This window comes from Xanthomonas sp. NCPPB 4467 (assembly GCF_041475665.2).
Classification (GTDB): Bacteria; Pseudomonadota; Gammaproteobacteria; order Xanthomonadales; family Xanthomonadaceae; genus Xanthomonas; species Xanthomonas dyei.
The window spans coordinates 967445-988224 of record NZ_CM191260.1 but is presented as its reverse complement, the minus strand read 5'-3'; the positions used below and the strand labels follow the sequence as shown (position 1 = coordinate 988224).

Annotated in this window: 18 protein-coding genes and 1 other RNA gene; 1 reads left to right on the top strand and 18 read right to left on the bottom strand. The window is 65.6% G+C overall.

Annotated features, from left to right (window positions below; all coding sequences use genetic code 11):
* Positions 1–208: 208 nt before the first annotated feature.
* Positions 209–2785 carry a TonB-dependent receptor gene (locus tag ACCQ06_RS04235; RefSeq protein ID WP_316690280.1) on the bottom strand — a complete coding sequence of 859 codons (2577 nt, stop codon included), beginning with the start codon at positions 2783–2785 and terminating at the stop codon, positions 209–211.
* A 1156-nt stretch (positions 2786–3941) separates the two neighbouring features.
* Here ACCQ06_RS04235 and ACCQ06_RS04230 point away from each other — a divergent pair.
* Positions 3942–4018: non-coding RNA, sX9 sRNA (locus ACCQ06_RS04230), on the top strand.
* Between the two features lie 107 nt (positions 4019–4125).
* Here the strand turns inward: ACCQ06_RS04230 and nagA are convergent.
* The 17 genes from nagA to ACCQ06_RS04145 all read right to left on the bottom strand — a co-directional run bounded on the left by nagA (position 4126) and on the right by ACCQ06_RS04145 (position 20637).
* Positions 4126–5280 carry an N-acetylglucosamine-6-phosphate deacetylase gene (nagA, locus tag ACCQ06_RS04225; protein ID WP_316690279.1) on the bottom strand — a complete coding sequence of 385 codons (1155 nt, stop codon included), beginning with the start codon at positions 5278–5280 and terminating at the stop codon, positions 4126–4128.
* A gap of 2 nt (positions 5281–5282) precedes the next feature.
* Complete coding sequence (locus ACCQ06_RS04220; RefSeq protein ID WP_055850722.1) at positions 5283–6311, bottom strand: SIS domain-containing protein; 1029 nt, start codon at positions 6309–6311, stop codon at positions 5283–5285.
* A 6-nt stretch (positions 6312–6317) separates the two neighbouring features.
* Complete coding sequence (locus ACCQ06_RS04215; RefSeq protein WP_055851407.1) at positions 6318–7385, bottom strand: LacI family DNA-binding transcriptional regulator; 1068 nt, start codon at positions 7383–7385, stop codon at positions 6318–6320.
* 40 nt (positions 7386–7425) lie between these two features.
* A complete protein-coding gene (locus ACCQ06_RS04210) occupies positions 7426–8700 on the bottom strand; it encodes a sugar MFS transporter (protein WP_316690278.1) in 1275 nt (424 codons plus the stop codon).
* 43 nt (positions 8701–8743) lie between these two features.
* Positions 8744–9466: a GntR family transcriptional regulator gene (locus ACCQ06_RS04205; RefSeq protein ID WP_181113212.1), complete on the bottom strand. Its 723-nt coding sequence runs from the start codon at positions 9464–9466 to the stop codon at positions 8744–8746.
* Between the two features lie 389 nt (positions 9467–9855).
* Entirely contained in the window at positions 9856–10572 is a 717-nt protein-coding gene (gene gspN / locus ACCQ06_RS04200) for a type II secretion system protein N (RefSeq protein ID WP_228324097.1), read from the bottom strand.
* Positions 10569–11027 carry a type II secretion system protein M gene (locus ACCQ06_RS04195; RefSeq protein ID WP_316690277.1) on the bottom strand — a complete coding sequence of 153 codons (459 nt, stop codon included), beginning with the start codon at positions 11025–11027 and terminating at the stop codon, positions 10569–10571. Before ACCQ06_RS04195 ends, gspN begins: the two co-directional genes overlap by 4 nt.
* Positions 11024–12112, bottom strand: a complete 1089-nt coding sequence (gene gspL / locus ACCQ06_RS04190) for a type II secretion system protein GspL (protein ID WP_228324095.1) — start codon at positions 12110–12112, stop codon at positions 11024–11026. The genes ACCQ06_RS04195 and gspL overlap by 4 nt, the downstream gene beginning before the upstream one ends.
* On the bottom strand, positions 12109–13101 hold the full coding sequence (gspK, locus tag ACCQ06_RS04185; protein ID WP_316690276.1) for a type II secretion system minor pseudopilin GspK: 993 nt from the start codon (positions 13099–13101) through the stop codon (positions 12109–12111). The genes gspL and gspK overlap by 4 nt, the downstream gene beginning before the upstream one ends.
* Positions 13098–13700, bottom strand: a complete 603-nt coding sequence (gspJ, locus tag ACCQ06_RS04180) for a type II secretion system minor pseudopilin GspJ (RefSeq protein WP_316690275.1) — start codon at positions 13698–13700, stop codon at positions 13098–13100. The genes gspK and gspJ overlap by 4 nt, the downstream gene beginning before the upstream one ends.
* On the bottom strand, positions 13697–14074 hold the full coding sequence (gene gspI / locus ACCQ06_RS04175) for a type II secretion system minor pseudopilin GspI (RefSeq protein WP_316690274.1): 378 nt from the start codon (positions 14072–14074) through the stop codon (positions 13697–13699). The genes gspJ and gspI overlap by 4 nt, the downstream gene beginning before the upstream one ends.
* Positions 14058–14501 carry a GspH/FimT family pseudopilin gene (locus tag ACCQ06_RS04170; RefSeq protein ID WP_316690273.1) on the bottom strand — a complete coding sequence of 148 codons (444 nt, stop codon included), beginning with the start codon at positions 14499–14501 and terminating at the stop codon, positions 14058–14060. The genes gspI and ACCQ06_RS04170 overlap by 17 nt, the downstream gene beginning before the upstream one ends.
* A 66-nt stretch (positions 14502–14567) precedes the next feature.
* Positions 14568–15032 carry a type II secretion system major pseudopilin GspG gene (gspG, locus tag ACCQ06_RS04165; RefSeq protein ID WP_316690272.1) on the bottom strand — a complete coding sequence of 155 codons (465 nt, stop codon included), beginning with the start codon at positions 15030–15032 and terminating at the stop codon, positions 14568–14570.
* A gap of 27 nt (positions 15033–15059) precedes the next feature.
* Complete coding sequence (gspF, locus tag ACCQ06_RS04160; protein ID WP_316690271.1) at positions 15060–16259, bottom strand: type II secretion system inner membrane protein GspF; 1200 nt, start codon at positions 16257–16259, stop codon at positions 15060–15062.
* The gene (gspE, locus tag ACCQ06_RS04155; protein WP_316690270.1) at positions 16246–17739 is read right to left on the bottom strand and encodes a type II secretion system ATPase GspE; all 1494 of its coding nucleotides are present in this window, start codon (positions 17737–17739) and stop codon (positions 16246–16248) included. The genes gspF and gspE overlap by 14 nt, the downstream gene beginning before the upstream one ends.
* A gap of 4 nt (positions 17740–17743) precedes the next feature.
* Complete coding sequence (gene gspD, locus ACCQ06_RS04150; protein ID WP_316690269.1) at positions 17744–19819, bottom strand: type II secretion system secretin GspD; 2076 nt, start codon at positions 19817–19819, stop codon at positions 17744–17746.
* Entirely contained in the window at positions 19816–20637 is an 822-nt protein-coding gene (locus ACCQ06_RS04145; protein ID WP_316690268.1) for a type II secretion system protein N, read from the bottom strand. Before ACCQ06_RS04145 ends, gspD begins: the two co-directional genes overlap by 4 nt.
* Positions 20638–20780: the final 143 nt, after the last annotated feature.

Below are 20780 nucleotides of genomic sequence, written 5' to 3'. Positions count from 1 at the left end.
CCGCTCTAGAACGACGGACATCCTGTCGCAAGCGGTCGTCAGCTGGACGGCGCGGCGGAAACGTAAGGCAGGACGCGAACATGCCAACTTCGAGCACCGACCGGGCCAATCTGGCGGCCGCACTGTCGCTCGCTGCCCAGCCTTGGCCGTCGTCGACCAAAACCCTCCCATCAGCGAGCGGCTGCATCGCGCAGCCGCTCGGCATCCGTCACATCTTGAAATTCAGGCTCAGCATGAAGGAACGGCCGTTCTTGTAGATGTAGTACGGCTGGTTCTTGTTACCGATGTAGCTGAAGTAGGTTTCGTCCAGCAGGTTGGTGGCTTCCAGCGCCACGCGCAGCCGCTCGGTGGCCTGGTAGCCGAACGAGGCATCCACCTGGGTAAACGCATCGGTCATCTGCTGACCGTTGAGGCGACCGATCTGGGTGAAGTACTCCGAGCGCCAGCCAAGATTGACGCGCGCACTCCACTTGCCCTGCTCGTAGTACGGGCTGATGTTGTAGGCGTTGCGCGAGTTGTACGGCAGGCTGTAGTCGCCGTCGGTGTTGGAGTCGGAATACGTGTAGTTGGCGACCACGCCGAACCCGTTGCCGAAATTGTGCTGCAGATTGAGCGCCACGCCCTGCACCTTGGCGTCGCCGGCGTTGGTCGGTACCGAGGTCTGATACGTGCTCGACCCGCCGGTAGCGTTGTTGAAGAACACGCGGTCCTGCACGGTGGTCAGGATGTAGTTGGAGATATCGCGCGAGAAGAACTCGCCGCTGAGCAAGCTGCTGTCGGAGAAATACCACTCCACCGACGCACCGAGATTGGTCGACTCGTAAGGACTCAACCCGGGGTTGCCGGTGGACGCGGTCAACGTGGTGTCGTCGGTGGCAACGTACGGCGTCATGTTGGTGTAGCGCGGCCGCGCGATGACCTTGGAGGCGGCAAAGCGCAGCATCAGATCATCGCGTAGGTCGTAGGCGATATTGAAGGCCGGCAACCACTTGCCATAACTGCTGAGAAAGTTCACCGGCGTGTAGCTGCCGCCCGGCGCATAGCTGAAACCATCGGTGGAATCGCGCGTGTGCACGTAGCGCACGCCGATGTTGCCGCGATAGCGCTCGCCGGAGAAATTGCCTTGCAGAAACCAGGCGCGATTCTGTTCTTCGATGCTGTAGTTGCCGGCGTAGCTGATCGGCAAACCGTCATCGCCCTCCAGGCCACCGATGTACTGACCGATGGCACCACGATTGATGGTGGACCAGCGCTGCATGTCGGCGCTGGTCGATAACCCGCCCAGATAGCCGGACGGCGTGGTGCCCGGCGAGAAATCCGCCAGTGTGCTGCCGTCGTTCGGATTCCAGGTGCGGCTGTAAGACGATTGCCCGGTAGCATGATTGGTGAGCTTGATGCCGGTCATGATCTGCGTAAACGGGCCCCACTCCACCGCATGGTCGAAGTCCAGCTGCAGGTAACGCTCCTTGTCGTACTGCGGGCTATGGCTGGCCGAGGCGTTATTGAGCTGCATCGCCGCCGCATTGGTGGGGTCGGTGCTGTAGTCCATCGCGGTGCGGCGACCGTCGATGTTGTAGCTGTAGCCGGCAAGATTGCGGAACTGGATGCCGTAGATGCGCTCGGCACCGCCTTGCGAGCTGGTGTAGCCAACCTGGCTCGACGCATTCCAGCCATCGCCATGCCAGTCGGCACGCAAGTGGATGCTGCCGGTGGTGACGTCGCTGTTGCGCAGATAACCGTCCAGGAACGTGGTGGACTGATCGCCGAAGGTGCCCGAGGTGGCCACGCCGTTTTCGAAGCCCAATGCCTGCGCATCGCCAGGGTTGGAACCCCAATAGCCGTAACGGCTCTGGTTGTAGTTGTCGAAACTTTCCTTGACGTACAGGCCGGTCAGGTTGAGCTCGAAGTCGGCGTCGGGTTTCCACTGCAGCGCTGCACTGATGCCATCGCGTTTGCGCGTCTGCTGAAACAACGCAGTGTTGATCGAGGTGGGGAACACGCCGGTGTTGTTGCCAACCACTGCAGGCGGAAACGCCGCGCCGGCCACGTTGTCGTAACCGAAGATTTCCACACCATCGCGGCGCAGCACGCGCTGGGAATGCATCACCGAGGTGAGCACACCCAGGGTTTCGTCCTGGTTCTTCCAGCTGTACAGCGCCGATGCGTTGGGCTTGCCTTCCTCGGACCGGTCGTTGTAACCGTAGCTCACCGTGCCGGTCAGCGTATTGCGCTCCAGATCCAGCGGTTTGCGCGTATGCACGATCACCGTGCCGCCAATGGACCCTTCGTCGATGCGCGCTTCCGGCGTCTTGTAGACCTCCATCAGCCCCACGACTTCTGGCGCGAGCGTGCTGTAGTTGAACGAGCGGCTGTCCGGGTCGTTGGGATCGCCGCCCCAGCTTGTCGATGCAATGGTCTGGCCATTAAGCAACACGCGATTGAGTGCCGGGTCGGTACCAAGGATGCTGACCTTTTCGCCTTCGCCGAACTGGCGGTCGACGGTGATGCCGGACAACCGCGACAGCGATTCGGCGACGTTGGTATCCGGGAACTTGCCGATGTCTTCGGCGCTGATCGCATCGACGATGGCATCGGCATTGCGCTTGACGTTAAGCGCCTTGCCCAGGCTGGCCTGATAGCCCACCACCTTGACTTCGTCCAGCGTCGAGACCGACGGGTTGGCTGGAGCCTGCTCCTGCGACGGCGCAGCGACCGGCTGTTGTTGTGCGGGCGCAGGTTCGGATTGTTGCTGCGCAGACGCGGGAAGCGCCAGTACGCCGCTCATTGCGGCGCCACCAATCAGCAAGCCGCGCACCGCTGCACTCAATCGCGCGCGTCGCGGCCAATGCCTGGCTGCAGCAGTATTCAAGGAAGCGCTACGCGACTGCGCTGGATTGGCTTCCACAGCCTTGGTAAAGCGCGATTTAGAAGTGGCCTGCGACGCTGCGCAGAGACGACGGCGCACGTCGATTGATTGCGCGGTGGGTTGGCTTGTTGCGGAAACAGACAACGGGAACAGACGGGGAAACTGCATTACATTGACCTCGTGGCAGATACGTCAGGTCGCAACCGATGGGTTGCACTAAAGCGCGCTGCGCGCGCCATGCTGCGGTCCGTCCCCTGTGCCGGATCGCGAGCAGCGATCCGCGCGGCTCGATACAGCGCACGGATCGAAAGGCCAGGCCGATGCATGGCTGGCTGCAGTGATGTGATCGAGTGAAACAGGCTCCTGTTCGCTGACAACGTTATCAACGAAGGTGCCTTCCGCAAGTTGCACTGTCAACTTGCTGCGAACTGTGTCTGCTTTTATGCGGAATGCATTACGACTGACGCAGATAATGGAATGACGGCGTGACCGCAATCTCACTCTTGCTGACGCGCATGCAGACCACTGCGCCTTGCACTCAGATACTGCAAGGCTGCGCAGCAAAATGTTGCGATGCAGAGTGTGATGTCTCTGCGGAGTGGTGTAAGCGTACGGCCGTCATGCAAAGCGCGATGCGGTGCGACGGGCCTTGCATCCAACACGCAAGGCTTGCGCGCGATTCAACTGCCGGTGGATTGCTGCGTCAGTGCGACGCTGCCGAACGCACGCGAGCTCCGCATGGTGTAACGCGATGCGCAGTTTGACCTTGCATATGACGTCTCAATCAATGCATCGCATGTAGATTGGGATCAGCAGCGCCGTTGCCTCTGCGCGCTTCATAGCGCCTGTGTGTATCGCCGTATGCGGCGCCGCCGCGCTGCGGCGTCACTGGCGTCACTGGAGTGTCTGCGTGCCCAGCACTCCGTCCGGCTGCAACACCCTCCACGCGCTGTCCGTTGCGACCCTGCGAACGGCACTGCGCGTCGAACCGCAGCGCACAGACACTCACCTTTAGAGCAGCTGACAAACCCACCAGGCTCACCGCCAGGCGGGCGTGGACGGTGCTCGGTGCGGCATGTACCACGCATCCACTCCGGTTCTGAGCGCGTCGTCCACACCCAGCTGACCGCTGCTCGCTACGTTCTGTTAGCCGCTCTTAGACTGAAAACTTCAGCTGCGCTCGCGCGACCGCGAGCGCCGCCGCTTTCTTTGCCACAACGCCGCGTGATCGACGCGCCGATCCGTTGCTCGCGGCGCCCTCAATCGCGCTGCCCGCCAACCCAGGTGCCCAGCACTTGCACGTTCGTATCCACCAGCACCAGATCGGCCTGGTAGCCGGGTGCGATGCGTCCCAGGCGGTCGCCCAGACCGATGCATTGCGCGGGGTAGGTCGAGGCCATGCGTGCGGCTTCGGCCAGATCCACGCCCAGCCATTGCACGCTGTTGCGCACGGCGGTGGCCATGTCCAGGGCGGAGCCGGCAAGTGCGCCGTCGGCATTGCGCACCACGCCGTCGACGGCGGTGATGGTTTCGCCGTACAGATCGAAGCTGGGGCTGTCGGCGCCGACCATCGGCATGGCGTCGGTGACCAGCAGCAGCTTGCCGCGCGGTTTGGCTGCCAGCGCCACACGCAGGCTGGCCGGGTGCACGTGCACGCCATCGACGATGACGCCGCACCACACCTGCGGGTCTTCCAGTGCGGCGCCGACAGCGTTGGGCTCGCGACCGGCCAGTTGCGACATCGCGTTGTAGACGTGCGTAAAACCGCTCACGCCGGCGGCAATGCCATCGCGCGCCTGCTCGTAGGTGGCCGCGGTGTGCCCGGCGAATACGATCGCACCCCCGGCCACGAACGCGCGGATGTCATCCAGCGGCACGCGCTCGGGCGCGAGCGTGATCAGGGTGACGCCATTGTCCAGCGAGGTGTCGACGGCGATTTCGTGCGCGTCCGGCAGACGAAATTTGTGCGCATCGTGGGTGCCCTTGCGCGCGGGGCTCAGGTACGGGCCTTCCAGATGGATGCCGAGCACGCCGGGCACGCCTTGGGCGATGGCCGCACGGGTGGCCTCGATCGCTTCGGCCATCACCTGCGCGGTATCGCTGATCAGCGTCGGCAGCATGCCGGTGGTGCCGAAGCGGCGATGCGCTGCGGCAATCGTGGCCAGTGCCTGGGGGTCGCGCGCGTTGTTGAACAACACCCCGCCGCCGCCATTGACCTGGATGTCGATGAAGCCCGGCAACAAGGTGGCGCCGTTCAACTCCACGCGCGTGCGCGCCTGCGTAACGCGCACGTCGTCGGCCGGCACGATTGCCTGGATCTGCGCACCGTCCAGCAGCACGACCAGGCCCTCCTGCAGGCCGTCATCGGTGAGTACGCGTGCGTTGCACAATGCCTGAGTGCGGGAAGCATCCATGTTCAAACGGTTTCCGTCACCTTGTTCAAATGCGGCGGTAAATCGGGATTGTGGCCACGCTGCAGCGCCAGCGCATTGATGGCGCGATAGAAGCTCTGCACGGTCAGCAGCGGCGCGCACGCCGGGTGTGCGGCATCGGCAAGCGGCAGATCGCCATCGGGCGCAGCCAGCCACACCTGCGCGCCACGCGCACGGAATTCTTCTGCCAGTGCACGCGTGCCAGCACCGGTTTCGTCGGGCTGCGCGAAGACCAGCACCGGAAAGCCCGGGCCGACCAAGGCCATCGGCCCGTGTTTGACCTCGGCCGAGCTATAGGCTTCGGCATGCAGGCCGCAGGTTTCCTTGAACTTCAATGCCGCTTCCTGTGCCGCGCCCAGGCCCAGGCCGCGACCGAGCACGAACAGGTTGTGTGCAGGCGTCAAACCGGTGGTCAGTGCGGACCAGTCCGCCTGCCAGGCGCTGCGCAGTTGTTGCGGCAACGCATCCACTGCGGCGAGCAAAGCCGGGTCGTTCTTCCACACGGCGCCAAGGTGCAGCACCGCAGCGAGCGAGGCGAGATAGCTCTTGGTGGCGGCGACGCTTTTTTCCGGGCCGGCACCGAGCGGAATCACCACATCGGCCAGCTGCGCCAGCGGCGAATCTTCCACATTGACCAGAGCCACCACACGGGCACCGGCGGCCTTGGCCGCTTCGGCATTGCGCAGCAGATCTGGGCTTTTGCCCGATTGCGAAATCACGATGTACAGCGCGCCACGCAGTTGCAACGGCGCGGCGTACACCGAGCCCACCGATGGCGATGCGGAGGCGGTGACGATGCCCAGCTGCGTCTCGAACAGATACTTGGCATACGTCGCGGCGTGATCGGAGCTGCCGCGCGCGCAGGTCACCACGAACGGCGGCGGGTTGTCGCGCAACGACTGCGCAAGCGCAGCGATGGTGTCGGCGTTACGCGCGAACTGTGCGGCGACCACGTCGGCGGTTTGCGCCGCCTCGCGGAACATCAAGGTGTCGGTTTCCTGGGGGAGAGTCATCAGTGCTCAGGCGGATTCGGGGGGAAGGGATTTGGCGGCCGGCGTCTGCGCCGGCGCGGTGGAACCGCGCACCACCAGCTGTGGCACGAAGCCGCGGTTCTGCAATTGCGCCGGCTGGTCGTCGTAGGCATCGCTGCGCAGCTGGCTGATCAACAAGCGTGCCGCGTGCCGCGCGATGTCTTCGGTGGCCTGCTTTGCGGTGGTCAACGCCGGCCAGGACTGCCGCGAGAACGGGCTGTCTTCGAAGCCGGCGATCGACAATTGATACGGCACATTCATGCCGGTGGACTTGGCTGCGGCCAGCACGCCGGCGGCGATTTCGTCGTTGCTGCCGAAGATGGCAGTGGGCGGCTCGCGCAGCGACAGCAACCGGCGCGCACCACGGAAGCCATCGTCGAAGGTGTAATCGCCGGGAATCACCAAGTGCTTGTCCAGCGGGATGCCGTAGTCCTTCAACGCCGCTTCGTAGCCGGCGTAGCGCTCGCCGCTGGAGCGATGCTGCGGGCCGCCCCACAAGAAGCCGATGCGCTGATGACCGAGCTGGATCAGATGCTCGGTGATTTCATATGCGGCATCGCGGTCGTCGATATACACGCACGGGCCGTCGCCGGGATCTTCGGTGGACGCGATGATGCGCACGCTCTTGATGCCGCGCGCGGCCAGGCCGGCGAGCAGCTCGGGGCGTTCGGACATCGGCGCGGTCAACACCACCCCGGCCAGACGCGAGCGCTGCACCCACTCGGCCAGTTCTTCGGCCAGCAACGGCGAAGTGGAATCGCAGGGATGGATCTGCAGGCCAAAGCCGGTTTCGCGGCAGGCGGCCAGCACGCCGTTCTGGATGCCGATGATGTGATACGGGTTGGGATTGTCGTAGACCAGGCCGATCACGAACGGCGTGCCGCTACGCAGATTGCGTGCGGACGGATCGGGTTCGTAATCGAGATCGGCGATGGCGCGCAGCACGCGCGCACGCGTTGCCTGCATCACCGAGGGCTCGTTGTTGATCACCCGCGACACGGTCTTCAATGAGACCTTGGCGCGCTCGGCGACGTCTTTGATGGTGGGCCTGCGCATGGAAGTGCCTTGTTCGTCGGAACGCATCATGCCGCGTCGCTCACTTGGCCTGGGCCGGAAGGCCCACGCGATGACCGCGCAGCGAATAGAACAGGATGTACAGATAGCACGGCACCATCAGCGCAGCGAACACGCCCTGGAAGTCGTAGTGCTGTTTGAGAATGGCGAACAGCTGCGGAATGATCGCGCCGCCGGCAATGCCCATCACCAGCAGCGCCGAGCCGATCTCGGTAAAGCGGCCTAGCCCGCGAATGGCCAGCGGAAAGATCGCCGGCCACATCATGGCGTTGGCGAAGCCGAGTGCAGCCACAAAGGCCACCGACACGTAGCCATGGGTGAGCAACGCGCCCAGCGAGAACAGCACGCCCAGCACTGCCGAGACGCTCAGGTAACGCGCCTGCGAAATGACGGTCGGGATCAGCACCAGGCCGGCGATGTAGCCCAGCAGCATCGCGCCCAGCGTGTAGGAGGTGAACAGCTTGGTGCTGTCCAGCGGCAGGTTGAAGCCATGCCCGTAGGTGCCGATGGCATCGCCGGCCATCACTTCCACGCCCACGTAGACGAACAGGCACAGCACGCCCAGCCACAGATGCGGGAACTGGAAGATGCTGAATTTCTGCACGCCGGCAGCGCCGGGCGTTGCGTTGGCTTCGGAGGCCTTGAGTTCCGGCAACGGCGAGAACAGCACGCCGATGGCCAGCAACAACAGCACGCCGGACATCACCAGATACGGTGCGTGGATCTTGGCGGCGAACGCAGTGAGCAAGGTTTGCTTGGTCGCGGCATCGGCGCTGGCCACCTGAGCGGACAGGTCGCCGATCCCGTGCAGCACCAGCGAGCCGATCAGGATCGGCGCCAGGATGCCGGCGATCTTGTTGCAGATGCCCATCAGCGCGATGCGGCGTGCGGCGCTTTCGATCGGCCCCAGGATGCTGATGTACGGGTTGATCGCGGTCTGCAGCAAGGCCAGGCCGCTACCGATCACGAACAGCCCGCCCAGTGCGCCCGGATACCAGCGCTGGGTGGCGAACTGGCCGAACCCGGCCGCGCCCACCGCCATCACCACCAGGCTCAAGGCCAGGCCTTTCTTCATGCCGGTGCGCTTGAGAATCCACGACGACGGCAGCGCCAGAAAAAAGTACGACAGGTAGAACACCATCAGTACCAGAAACGCGTTGACCTCGTTGAGGTCGAACGCCAGCCGCACGAAGGTGATCAGCGGCCCGTTGATCCAGGTAAAAAAACCGATGATGAAAAACAGCACGCCGACGATGGCGATCGAGACAACGGGATTTGCGGGCCTGGCGGTAGTCATGGATCGGCTGGCTCTGAGGTTGTCGTAAGGAATGCCGTTGGCGTCAGCGGCGCAGTTCGGCGACGAAGTCGTAGAAGTCGTTATGGCAATAGGTATCGGTCAATTCGATTGCGCTGCCGTCGCGGGTGTAGCCCACGCGCACCACGTGCAGGATCGCCTCGCCGGTTTTCATGCGCAGATGTTCGGCCAGACGCGCCGGCAGATTGATCGCGCGGAAATACTGCAATGCGCGCACCACCGGCGTGCCCTGCGCATCCAGATAGCTGTAGAGCGAATCGCCCACCTGCTGCGGGTCGGCGACGATGCGTTGCGGCAGCACCGCGTGTTCGTAAGCCATGACGCGGTCGTCGGCGCTGCGCAGGCGCGTCAGCGAGGCCACAGCCGCATCCGGCGACAGGCCCAGCCGCAGGATTTCTTCGCCATGCGCCGGGCGCAGACGCCGCTCCAGCCAACGCGTGCCGGGCTCGTAGCCCTTGATCCGCAGCGTCTCGCTGAAACTGGTCAGACCACTGAGTTGGTGCTGGATCTGGGTGGTGACGAAGGTGCCGGCCCCCTGGCGACGCGAGACCAGGCCCTGTTCGACCAGTACATCGACTGCCTGCCGCAGGGTGACCCGCGAGATCTGCAGGCGCTCGCACAGCTGGCGCTCGGCCGGCAGCGCTTCGCCGGCCTTCCACTGACCGCCACGGATGGCATCGGTGAGCTTGCCGGCCAGCTGCAGATACAGCGGGGTTGGCGCGGACGCGTCCAGGTGCAGGTCGTCCAGTCGCTTGTCGGCGTCCGCCTTGGCCTTGGCCATTGGTTAGTCCCATCTGCCCGAATTCGATAGGTCCAATATAGTACCAATCGACGGCGACGCACCAGCCCTGTGCTGTGCCTCCACACGTGGACTGGTCTGGCGGGCATTGGGGTGGCCTGCGGGTGTATCTGCGGATTGGCCGATGCATGCCAGCACGGCGAGGACTGGTCCGCATCGGACGGGCCGTCCTATCGGCAGCGGCCCTGGCAAGACGTGGTGGCGACCGGCCGAGGTGTGGCCGGGTAGATCAGACCAATTTCGCCCGCGCCGAGGTCTCAGACAGGCAGCCAGCTGCCAGGTAAAAGCGCTGCGCCACGCGCACCTGAAACAATCCGCCCCGCTACCAGGCGTCTGCGCTACAGCTGCCCCTGATCGACACGCACCAGCCAACGCTCCGGCGTCTGCACGAAGCCGAGCAGTTGCAGGCCCAGCTGCAGCGCGGTGTCGTTGCCGGGCTCGACCTGGGTGCGCCACTGCCAGCGACCATCGCGCTGCAGGCGCAGCTCGGCGCTGAGGTCGACGCCTTCGGGCAGGCCACCATCGGGCGTCAGTGCCAGCACCACGGCATCGTCCATGCATCGCGGGCTACCGCGCAGACGCAACGGCAGCAGCCCGGCGGCTTCGCCACCGGCGTTGGGCAGCACCTGCACGGCCACATCGCCGCCGGCCTGCGTGCAGCGTGTGGCGTCGAACACCGCATGCACCTCGCGCAGGTCGATCGACAGGTCCAGCAAGGTCACCCCACCCGGCTTGCGCAGCAACAGGCGACCGTTGGCCTGCTGCACACCCTGCTGCGCACCCTGCAACGCCACCAGCTGCGCGGTGGCCGAACGCAGCTGCACCTGGCGTTGCCCGCGCAACAAGGGCAGCGGGCGCACACGCACACCGACATCGCCCACGTCCATGCTGGTCCAGGTCACGCCACGCAGGGTGCCATTCCAGATCGAGCCCTGTGCTTCCAGCGCGGCAAACGGCAGCGTGTCGATCGGCAACACCAGGCGCAGCGGCAAGGTGGCGATGACGCCGATGACCAGCAATACGCTGCCCAGCAACAACCAACGCACTGTCCTCATGGCGCGATGCCTGCGAACGTGCAGCGCACCTGCAGTTGCCCGTCGCGGCGGCTGATGCCAAGCGTCGAAGGCGTCAGGCCGTGGCGCTGGCGCAGCTGTTCCAGCCAGGCGAACAAGACGGGGCTGGTGACGGTGTCGATCTGCAATGCAAGTGTTCCCGTCGAACTGCGCTGTTGGCGGGTGATGGTGATCGTCGCATCGCGCGCGCTTTGCGCGATGCGCGCCAGCGGAATGGCGGCCACGGTAGCGCCGGGCTGCGATGCGCGTGCCATGAGCAGCGCCTGCGCAGCATGGTCATAGCGTGCCTGCGCGCTGCTGCGCCAGTGCCGCAGCGGCACCAGCAGCGCGTACCAGCCGATGAATGCAGCGATGGCAGCCACTATCACCGACAGCATGAGGCGCTCGCGTGGTGCGCGGGTCTGCCACCACACCGGCATGCGTTGCAGCGTACTCATTGCAGCGGCTCCAGTTCCAATGAAGTGGCGAGTCTGTCATCGCGGGGCTGGCCTGCGCCTGCGCGCACCTGCCAACCGGCGCGACTGAGCGGGGCAGTGACGTGTTGCAGTTGCGCGGCGTCGTTGTGCAGCAAGGTGACACGCAGCGGACCTTGCTGCTGGTAAGCGAGCGCGTCCAGTTCTGCACCAGGTACCGCTTCGACTGCCGCGAACAGTGCGGCCAGGTGCGGGGCGAATGCGTTCTGCGAGGCGGCAGTTTTCCGGGTTGTGTCTGCGCTGGGCGTCATCACCACCTTGTCCAGCAGCTGTGCGCTGCGCCGCTGCAGAAGCTGCGCGCCGATCTCGTAACGCAGGCTCTGCGCCACCAGCAGAAACACCGGCGACAGCACCAGCAGCGCAAGCAACCACGCAAGCGTGCGTGCGCTCAGCTGCGCACGCTGGCGCGTTGGCGCGGCGAAGCCTTGCTGGCGCAGATTGATCGGCACGCTGGCGGCATGCCGGGCAAACTGCGCGATGGCGGGCGTTGGATCCGGATCCGGCGGCAGTGCCGGTGCGACCGGGAGCGCTGCGATCAGCACCTGCGCAAGCTGCGGCTCCAGGCTGCAGGCGATGCGTGTACCACGCACCACCCAGCGGCCATCCCAGTGCAGCAGCGTCGGCGGTTGATCCGCCGCCGCGTCGGGCAGCAGCAGACAGTCGGGCACCACTGCATCGGGCACCATGCCCAGGGCTGCTGCACGGTCGAGCCACTGCCGCATCACCGACGCATCCACTGCGGCAACCAGGCGCATGCCATCGCTCTCTGCATGGTCGGCGATCACCACATGCAGCGCCTGGGCATCGCCCGCCAGATGCTCGGCCAGCTGCAGCCGCGCCGCAGCCAGCGACTGCGCGACGCTGCGCCCAGGCAAGGTCATCCAGCGCAGATGCACGTCCATGCCTGGCACCACCAGCACCGTCTGCGTTGTTTGCGCCGGGCGCTCATTCGACGCGTCCTGCGCCAGCACATGGCCGTGTGCATCTACGCGCACGGCGATGGGCTGCGTTGTGGCATCGGCCGGCAACAACACCAGGGTGCTACTCATTCGTCGGGGCTCCATTGGCGTGCCACCAGCCGCACACGGCCGGCAGGGTCCTGTTGCAGCAATGCCTCCAGCAGAACCTGCGCACCGGCATGGTCGACCTGGCTGTAGAGGGAAAAATAGGACGTGCGTAATGCGATCTGCTGAAACACCGCGTCGGGCAACTGCGCCTGCATCAGTGCAGGTTGCTTCCAGAACGCCGCCGGGTCCCGCCAACCGCCGACCGGCCGTGCGGCGATGATGCGGCGTGCCGCCGGCAACTCCACGGCGCCCTCGGTCAAGGCCACCAGCACCGCTGCATCGTCGGCGCGCAGCGTGTTGATGTTGATCGGCGACAACCGCCCTTCGGGCAATGCGCACACATAGGGCTTCAGCTGCGCGACGAGCGACGGCGTGTAACCGGCGATGGCGTGCAGCTCGCTGACGCCAGCCAGCAAGGTCGCCCCGGTGCGCAGCGGTACCGCTGCTTGCAGATAGCGGTCATCTTCGGCACCTTGCGCGCCCGGCTGTGCATCGCTATCGATCCAGTCCACCAGCGCATCGGTCAGGGCCTGCGACTGTTGCGGCGCGATGCCCAACGCGTCCAGCAAGGCCAGATACTGGTTGGCGCCATCGTCGCTACGTTGCCATTGCTCGGGTGCGCCCATCACCACGCTATTGAGGTTGAAGCAGCCGCCGCGATCGCGCAGCCGCACGCTCACCATCCCATCGTCCAACGGGAAGGTGACCGGCTGATCGTTCCAGCCGCCCTCCAGCGTGGTGCGCAACGGGTCGCGCTTGGCCAACGCCTGCAAGCGTTGCCGCGCGACGGTTTCGCTGCCCAGCGCATACCACTGCGCCTGCGTCATCGCCTCTGCATTACCGCTGCGGCGCAGGCCAAAGCGCAGGTCGTTCAAGACCGCCACCATCAGCAGCGTCATCACCGCCACCAGCAACAACACCGTCAGTAACGCGACACCGCGTTGTTGCGCAGGCGCCTGCAGCGTTTTCATGCGCGTCCCTCCGGCAGCAGGAACAGCTGACGCACGCGGCCCCAGTGTTCCAGATCCAGTTCCAGCGACAGCGCATCCGGCAGTGCTTCCAGCCCGCCGCTCCAACCATCGCTCCACTGCGCGCGGTAGTGAAACGCCACCTCGGCCGAACGCACCCCACGCAGCAGCACCTGCGGCGCCCCGGCCACCGCACCATCCAGCATCGGCCGCGCACTGCGCTCCAGGCGGCCATCGACGATGCGGTACTCGACATATTGCAGCGACGCACGCGGCGCCTGATCCGGATTGCTCCAGCCGCGCCGAACAAAGCCGAACAACGGCCCTTGCGTTCCGGGCGCACGCGCAACGAACGCAGTACGCGCGGCGCTGCCATCGCTGTTGCGGGTGCGGCGTACCGCAGCCTGTTGCAGATCGCTGCGCAGCAGGCCATGGGCCAGTTGAAGATCGCGCACCTGCTGCAGGCGCGCGCGCACCGCATCGCGCTGATCGATGCTTTGCCGCATCACCACCATTGCGGCGCTGGCCACCAGCGCGAAGACCGCCAGCGCCACCAGCAGTTCGATCAAGGTGAAGCCCTGCATGCGGCGCGTGCGGCTCATTGCACACTCCGTAACGTACTCAGGGTGGCGATCTGCTGCACTTGTCCTGCGGCGCGCACGCGCACCTCGATACGCACCATGCCAGCGCTTGCCGGCACCACCTGGCGCTGCCAGTCCCAACCACGGCCACCCAGTGTGTCCTGGCCTTGCGCAGGCGCCACTGCGGCGTTGGCCGGCGCCAGCATCGCCTCGATCGCCTGATTCTCTGCAACCAACGCGGCCAACATGCGTTCTTCCAGCACCACCGCGGTGCGCGTGCTCTCGCCCGACAGATTCAACAAGCCGACCACCGCCATGCCGAAGATGGCCAAGGCAACCATCAACTCAAGTAGCGAAAATCCGGCACAGGCGCGGTGATTATCGATGCGGCGCATCGACCTGCACCACACCGGCGGCATCCACCGTCACCTGTACCTGTTGCTGCCCATCGGCCAGCGCGATGCGTTGCGGCGTGGCCGCACCGGTCGGGTCGAAGCGAACGCTCAGCTGGGTGCCGCCAGCCGGAAACTGCGCCTGCACGCCGGCCGGCCAGCGCGTGGCGGCGAACGGCGTGTCGTCCAGTGCCACCCAGCGCTGTTGCGCCTGGCGACGGAACGCATAACCGCCCGCATCGATGGTGACTTCCACCATGCGCAGGCTCAGGATCGCTTCGTCGCGGGCATTGGCCAGCGCGCTGGCCAGCATGTCCGCCTGATCGTGCAGATCCTGACGCGTGTCCGGCAAGGTCATCACCACCAGGGTGCTGGCAAGCGCAGTGATCACCAGCACAGCCAACAGCTCGAGCAGGGTGAAACCGCGCATGCGTGCACGCCCACTGCGTAACGACGCGCGTTGCTCGCTGGGTGACGCAGTCAGCACAGCGGCACCTCAGCGCCAGTTGCCGATGTCGGCATTGTCGGCATCGCCACCTTCGGCGCCGTCGGCACCGAACGAGTAGACGTCGAAGCCGCCGTTTCGGCCCGGGCGACGGTACTGATACGCGTGGCCCCACGGGTCTTCCGGCAACCGGCGGATGTAACCGCCCTGCCGATAGCGCTCGGGCCGGGTCAGGCCGCTCGGCGGGTTGAGCAAGGCCTGCAAGCCCTGCTCGGTGGTCGGATAGGTCAGATTGTCCAGGCGGTAGGTTTCCAGCGCCTGCTCCAGCACCGCGACATCCGCGCGTGCCTTTTCGACCATGGCGCGGTCCTGGCTGGGCATCACGTTGATCATCACCACGGTGGCCAACAGGCCGATGATGACGATCACCACCATCAACTCGACCAGGGTAAAACCGCGCACGCCACTGCGCGAGACAGGCGAGCCGGCGAGTGCACGAGATTGGGTGGACTGCATGTGGATCTCCGAAGAAAGCGGCCGCGCTCAGCCAAGCGCGAGGGTGTTGAATTGCAGGATGGGCAACAGGATCGACAGCACGATCACCGCCACCACGCCGCCGAGCAGCACGATGATGGCCGGCTCCAGCAGGCTCATCGCCGCGGTGGTGAACGATTCAAACTCGCGCTCCAGATACTCGGCGGCGCGTTCCAGCATCGGCGCCAGGCGCCCGCTGTTTTCGCCGCTGGACGCCATGTACAGCAGCGTGGGCGGAAACACGCCGGCGCGCTTCATCGCCGCAGCCAGGCTGCCACCCTCGCGGATGGCGGTGACCATGTTGTCGGTGGCCAGCCGCAATGCGCGGTTGTCGACCGTACGTGCGGCGATCATCAGGCCTTCCATCAGCGGCAGGCCGCTGTTGACCATGATCGCCAAGGTGCGCGCCATGCGCGCGGCGTGCAGGTCGCGGATCAGCCGGCCAAGCAAGGGCACGCGCAGGACGGCACGATCCGCCGCCAGCCGCAACGCCGGACGTTTGAGCAACCGCAACGCGGCGATAACCGCGATCACCAGCGCAACCAGCAGCGGAATGCCGGCATGCAGCAGGAAGTTCGACACCGCGATCACCGCGCGCGTCAGCCATGGCAAGGCGCGGCCCATCGAATCGAACTGGTCCACCACCTTGGGCACGACAAAGGTCATCAACACGATCACCACCGCACCGGCCGTCAACGCCAACGCGGCCGGGTAGACCAAGGCGGACTGCAGCTTGCTGCGCACCTGCGCCTGCCGCTCGAGCAGATCGGCTAACCGCTCAAGCACCTGCGGCAACGCGCCAGCGCTTTCGCCTGCGGCCACCATGGCGCGATACAGCGGCGGAAATGCCTTGCCCTGGCGTGCCATCGCATCGGATAGGCGAAAGCCTTCGATCACCAAGCCATGCGTCTGGCTGGTCACGCGGCGCACGCCGCGACGTTCGGATTGCGTGCCGATGGTGCGCAAGGCTTCTTCCAACGGCGCGGTTTCCACCAGTGTCGACAGCTGGCGCGTGAACAACACCAGGTCCTTGCCGCTGAAGCGTGCCGCGTGCACGGCGGTCGAAACAGTTGCCGCGGCAGCGATCCGCACCGGTACCCATTGGCGCTGCTCCAGCTGCGCGCGCGCACTGTGCATGCTGTCGGCGCTAATCACGCCCTGGCGGCTGCGCCCATGCAGATCGAGCACGGTGTAATCAAACCGCGGCATGCGCATCGTCCTGCTGGCGAGTGACGCGCAAGGCTTCTTCCAGCGTGGTCAGCCCCTGCAGCACCGCAGCGCGTGCGGCATCGCCCAACCGCGTCGCGCGTGCGAACGCGACTGCCGCCAGCGCATCTTCGTCGGCGTTGTCGCCGATCAGGCGGCGCAGCGCATCGTCCACCGCAATGGCTTCGTAAATGCCCAGGCGCCCGGCATAGCCGCTGTGATGGCACACCGCGCAGCCCACCGCTGCATAAACGGTTGCACTGCCATCGTCGTTGATCGCAAGCAGCTGCCGCGTGGCTGCATCCAGTGGCCGCGGCGTGCAGCATTGCGGGCACAGCCGCCGCACCAGCCGCTGCGCCAGAATCAGGCGCAGGCTCGACGCCAGCAGAAACGGTTCGATGCCCATGTCGCGCAGGCGCGTGACCGCGCCCACCGCATCGTTGGTGTGCACGGTGGACAGCACCAGATGGCCGGTAAGGCTGGCCTGCACCGCGATCTGCGCGGTCTCGGCATCGCGGATCTCGCCGATCATCACCACGTCCGGGTCCTGCCGCAGGATGGCGCGCAAGCCGGCCGCGAAGGTCATGCCCACGCGCGCGTTGACCTGGGTCTGGCCGACCCCGTCGATGGCGTATTCCACCGGGTCTTCGACGGTGAGGATATTGCGCGAGCCATCGTTGAGCAGGCTCAACGCAGCGTACAAGGTGGTGGTCTTGCCCGAGCCGGTGGGGCCGGTCACCAGCACGATGCCGTTGGGCACCTGCAATGCGCGCTGCACGGTGTGCATCACCGCCGCCGGCATGCCCAACTGGGTCAACGACAAGCTGCCCTGCTCCTTGTCCAGGATGCGCAGCACCACGCGCTCGCTGTTGCGCGTGGGCAAGGTGGACACGCGTACGTCCAACGCCTTTGCGCCCATCACCAGCGACACCCGGCCGTCCTGCGGAACACGTTTTTCCGCGATATCCAGGCGGGCCATCACCTTGACGCGCGACACCAGCAGCGGTGCGATGCGTCCGGGCAACGTGGCCGCTTCGCGCATCACCCCATCCACGCGCATGCGCACCCGCAGCCGCGATTCGTAGGATTCCAGATGCACGTCGGACGCGCCCAGGCGCGCGGCCTCGGCGATGATGCCGTTGATCAGGCGAATGATCGGCGCATCGTCCTGGCTGTCGAGCAGATCGGCGGTGGGAATATCGTCGATCAACGCATCCAGGCTGCCATGCAGATCCAGCGCCTCGACCTGTACGCCCTGCTCCATGCCAGCATCGGCATAGATCTCCGACACATGCCGGTCGAATACCGCCGGCGCCAGCGTGCGCACCTGCAACGGCCTGCCCAGCGCACGACGCAACTCGATCAAGGCGTGCACATCGGCGCCATCGCGCAGCCCGATCTGTGCAACGTCGTCGGCGCCAAGCAGCACCACGCCGTGGCGCTTGGCGAATGCGTAGGAAATGCTGGCGCGCGCGGTGCTCATGGCATCAGCGCTGCACGGGGCGTGCGCTGGGTGCAGGCGTAGCTGCAGGTGCCGGCGCCACCGGCGATGGCCCGGCGGGCAACTGCGGCGGCTGCGCGCGCAGGTAGTCGCGCACCAGGGCATCGAGCGCCGCTTCCGGGTCGCCGTCGGCCAGCTGGCGGTCGCGCAGATAGCTGTAGCGTGGTGCGGTCATGCGCTGCGCATCGGCGGCATCGCGAATGATGGTGGGGCGGATGAAGACCATCAGGTTGGTCTTGTCGCGGTTACGCGACTTGTGCCGGAACAGTGCGCCCAGGCCCGGCACGTCGCCCAGCAGCGGCACCTTTTCCACGGTCTGGCGGTCGTTTTGATCCAGCAATCCACCGAGCGCAACGATGGCGCCGTTTTCCACCACCACCCGCGTTTCGATCTGACGTTTATTGAAGACCAGCTCCGAGGACTGCGCGCTCACCGGCCCGGCAATGGCCGAGACTTCCTGCTTGATCGCCAGCGTAATGCCGCCGGCGGTATTGATCTGCGGGCGCACTTCCAGCTCCACGCCCACGTCCTGACGCTGGATGGTGCGGAACGGGTTGTCGTTGGCCGCGCCCAGCACTTCGCCCGTGGTGATCGGCACTTCCTGGCCCACCAGAATGCGTGCCTGTTCGTTGTCCAACGTCATGATCGACGGCGTGGACAACAGATTGGAACCGGTATCGCTCTTGACCGCATCGATGATCATGCCGAACACCGCATCGTTGCTTTGCCCGGCCAGACCAATCAGGCCGCCGCTCAACCCCAGCAGCGATTGCGCGGCCACATTGCGCGCCTGTTCCAGCAACGAATCGTCGTCGTCATTGCCGCTGCGCGTACCGGCCGCTGCGGCGGCAAGCGGTACGATGCCCGGCGATGCACCGCTGTACTGCGTGGCGATCAACGGCACGGTGCCATTGCGACCGGCCAGCAGCAGCTGCACGCCCAAGCGCTTGGCCGCGGTGTCGGAAATCTCCACCACGATCGCCTCCACCAGCACCTGCTCGCGATGCACGTCCAGCTGGCGGATGACATCCATCAAGGCGCGCTGGGTTTCCGGATCGGCGTTGATGATCAAGGCATTGGAGCCGGGGTAGCGCACGATCACCGGGCGCTTGCCGGCGGCAGGCGCAATCACCTGGGTCTGTGCGGTGCCGGCGGCTGCCACATCCACGGCAGTGGAGCGCGTGTCCTGCCCGGCTTGCGCCTCATTGCCCGGCGTCTGCCCGACCAACTGTTGCAGCACCGGCAGCAATTGCTCGGCGCTGGCGTGTTGCAAGCGCACCACGCTGACATCGCCGCGACGCTCGGCGCGCCCATCCAGATCCATCGCGGTGCGCACCACGCGATGCACCAGCGCCGGGTCGCCACGCACGATCAACGAATTGCTGCTGTCCACCGGCAACACCGACAACACCGCGCTGCGTTCGCCTGCCTGGCCGAACAGCGAGGTCAATGTGCGTGCCAGCTCCTGCGCAGAACTATTGCGCAAGGTCACCGTGTCGATGGCCGCACGGTCGGTATCGATCTGCGCCACCAGCGCGCGAATGCGGCGCAGGTTGTCCGCGTAATCGGCAATCAGCAAGCTATTGCCCTGCGGCAGCGCCATGATCACGCCACCGCGCCCGATCAGCGGCTTGAGGATCTCTGCCGCACTGCGCGCATCCACGCGCTGCAGCGTGAACACCTGGGTGGCAAACCCCAGATTGGCGCTGGCAGCACTGCCCGGCTGTTGCGCGGCGGTGTCGTCGGGAATGATGCGATACGTCGACGGACCACTGGACACCGCAATCAAGCCATTGGCGCGCAACACCGCCAGCAGCATGCCGAGCAGATCGGCTTCGCTCATCGCCTGCGCGCGCGCCACGTTCACCGTTCCCTGCACGCGCGTGTCCACGATGAAGGTGATGCCGGTAGCGCGCGAGACGTCCTGGATGAAGGCACGCAGGTCCACGTCCTGCAGGCGCACGGCAGGCGCATCGGCGGCCTGCAGCGAGACCACCGGTGCGACGGCACACATGCACAGCAACGTGGCCGACAACAGCCATAAGGGGCGAACAGCGGTCATTGCGTGCGTTTCAAGGTCATGGTGTGGGTCTGGCCGTCGCGGCGATAGGTCAGCGTGGCCGCCTGGCCATCGCGTAGTTCGTCCTGCAACTCGCGCAGGTGTTCTGCATCGAGCGTGCGGCCGTTGATCTGGGTCAGCACATCGCCTGCTGCCAGCCCGGCCTGGCGCAACAGCGCGCCATCGCCACGCGGCATGATGGTGAAACCGCTGCCGTCCGCGCTTGCGCGCAGCCCGGCGCTGCTCAGCAGCTGCTGCGGGTCGACCGCGGTTGCGCTTGCTGCTGCCGTCGCATTGCCCACGTTGGACATCACGCCGGATGCGCTGCCTGCTGCCGCCGTGTTCGCTGACGATGGCGTTGTTGCAAGCGCCGCCACTGCCGCATCGCGCAGTGCCAGGCGGCGCACGCCGCTGCCGGTGCGCAACAGCACATGGTCGGCAGCGACCGCTTGCAACACCACGCCGGGCATCACCGTATCGCCAATGCGGTAGGCGCCTTGCCGGCCATCGCCAAGACTCAGGTAAGCCGCTGCCTGCGCAGCACCTGCGCGCACACCGTGCAGCACCACACCGTCGCTATTGCTATTGCTGTCGGCAACGCTGCGATAGAACACGTCGCGGCGTAATGCAGACAGGTCGGACGCCATGGCAGCGCTCGGCGGTGCATGACCCACCGGACCGACCGGCGTCAGCACCAACCACAGCAATCGCAGCCCTTGCAGTGCCAGCAACGCGACCAGCGCACAGACCAGTGCCGTGCGTGCGGCATGCGACGACATGACGGTGGTCAACGGGGGCAAGGCGCGGTGCAAAGCGGACATCCGTCTGGAGGATTTCGATCGGATGACAGAATGCGGCAGCAATGTGTCATTTCTAAGAAATCGATGACACAAGCCGACACACTCCGACATACGGCAAAACGCAAACGCCCGCCATGCGAAGCACAGCGGGCGTTTGCGTTTCT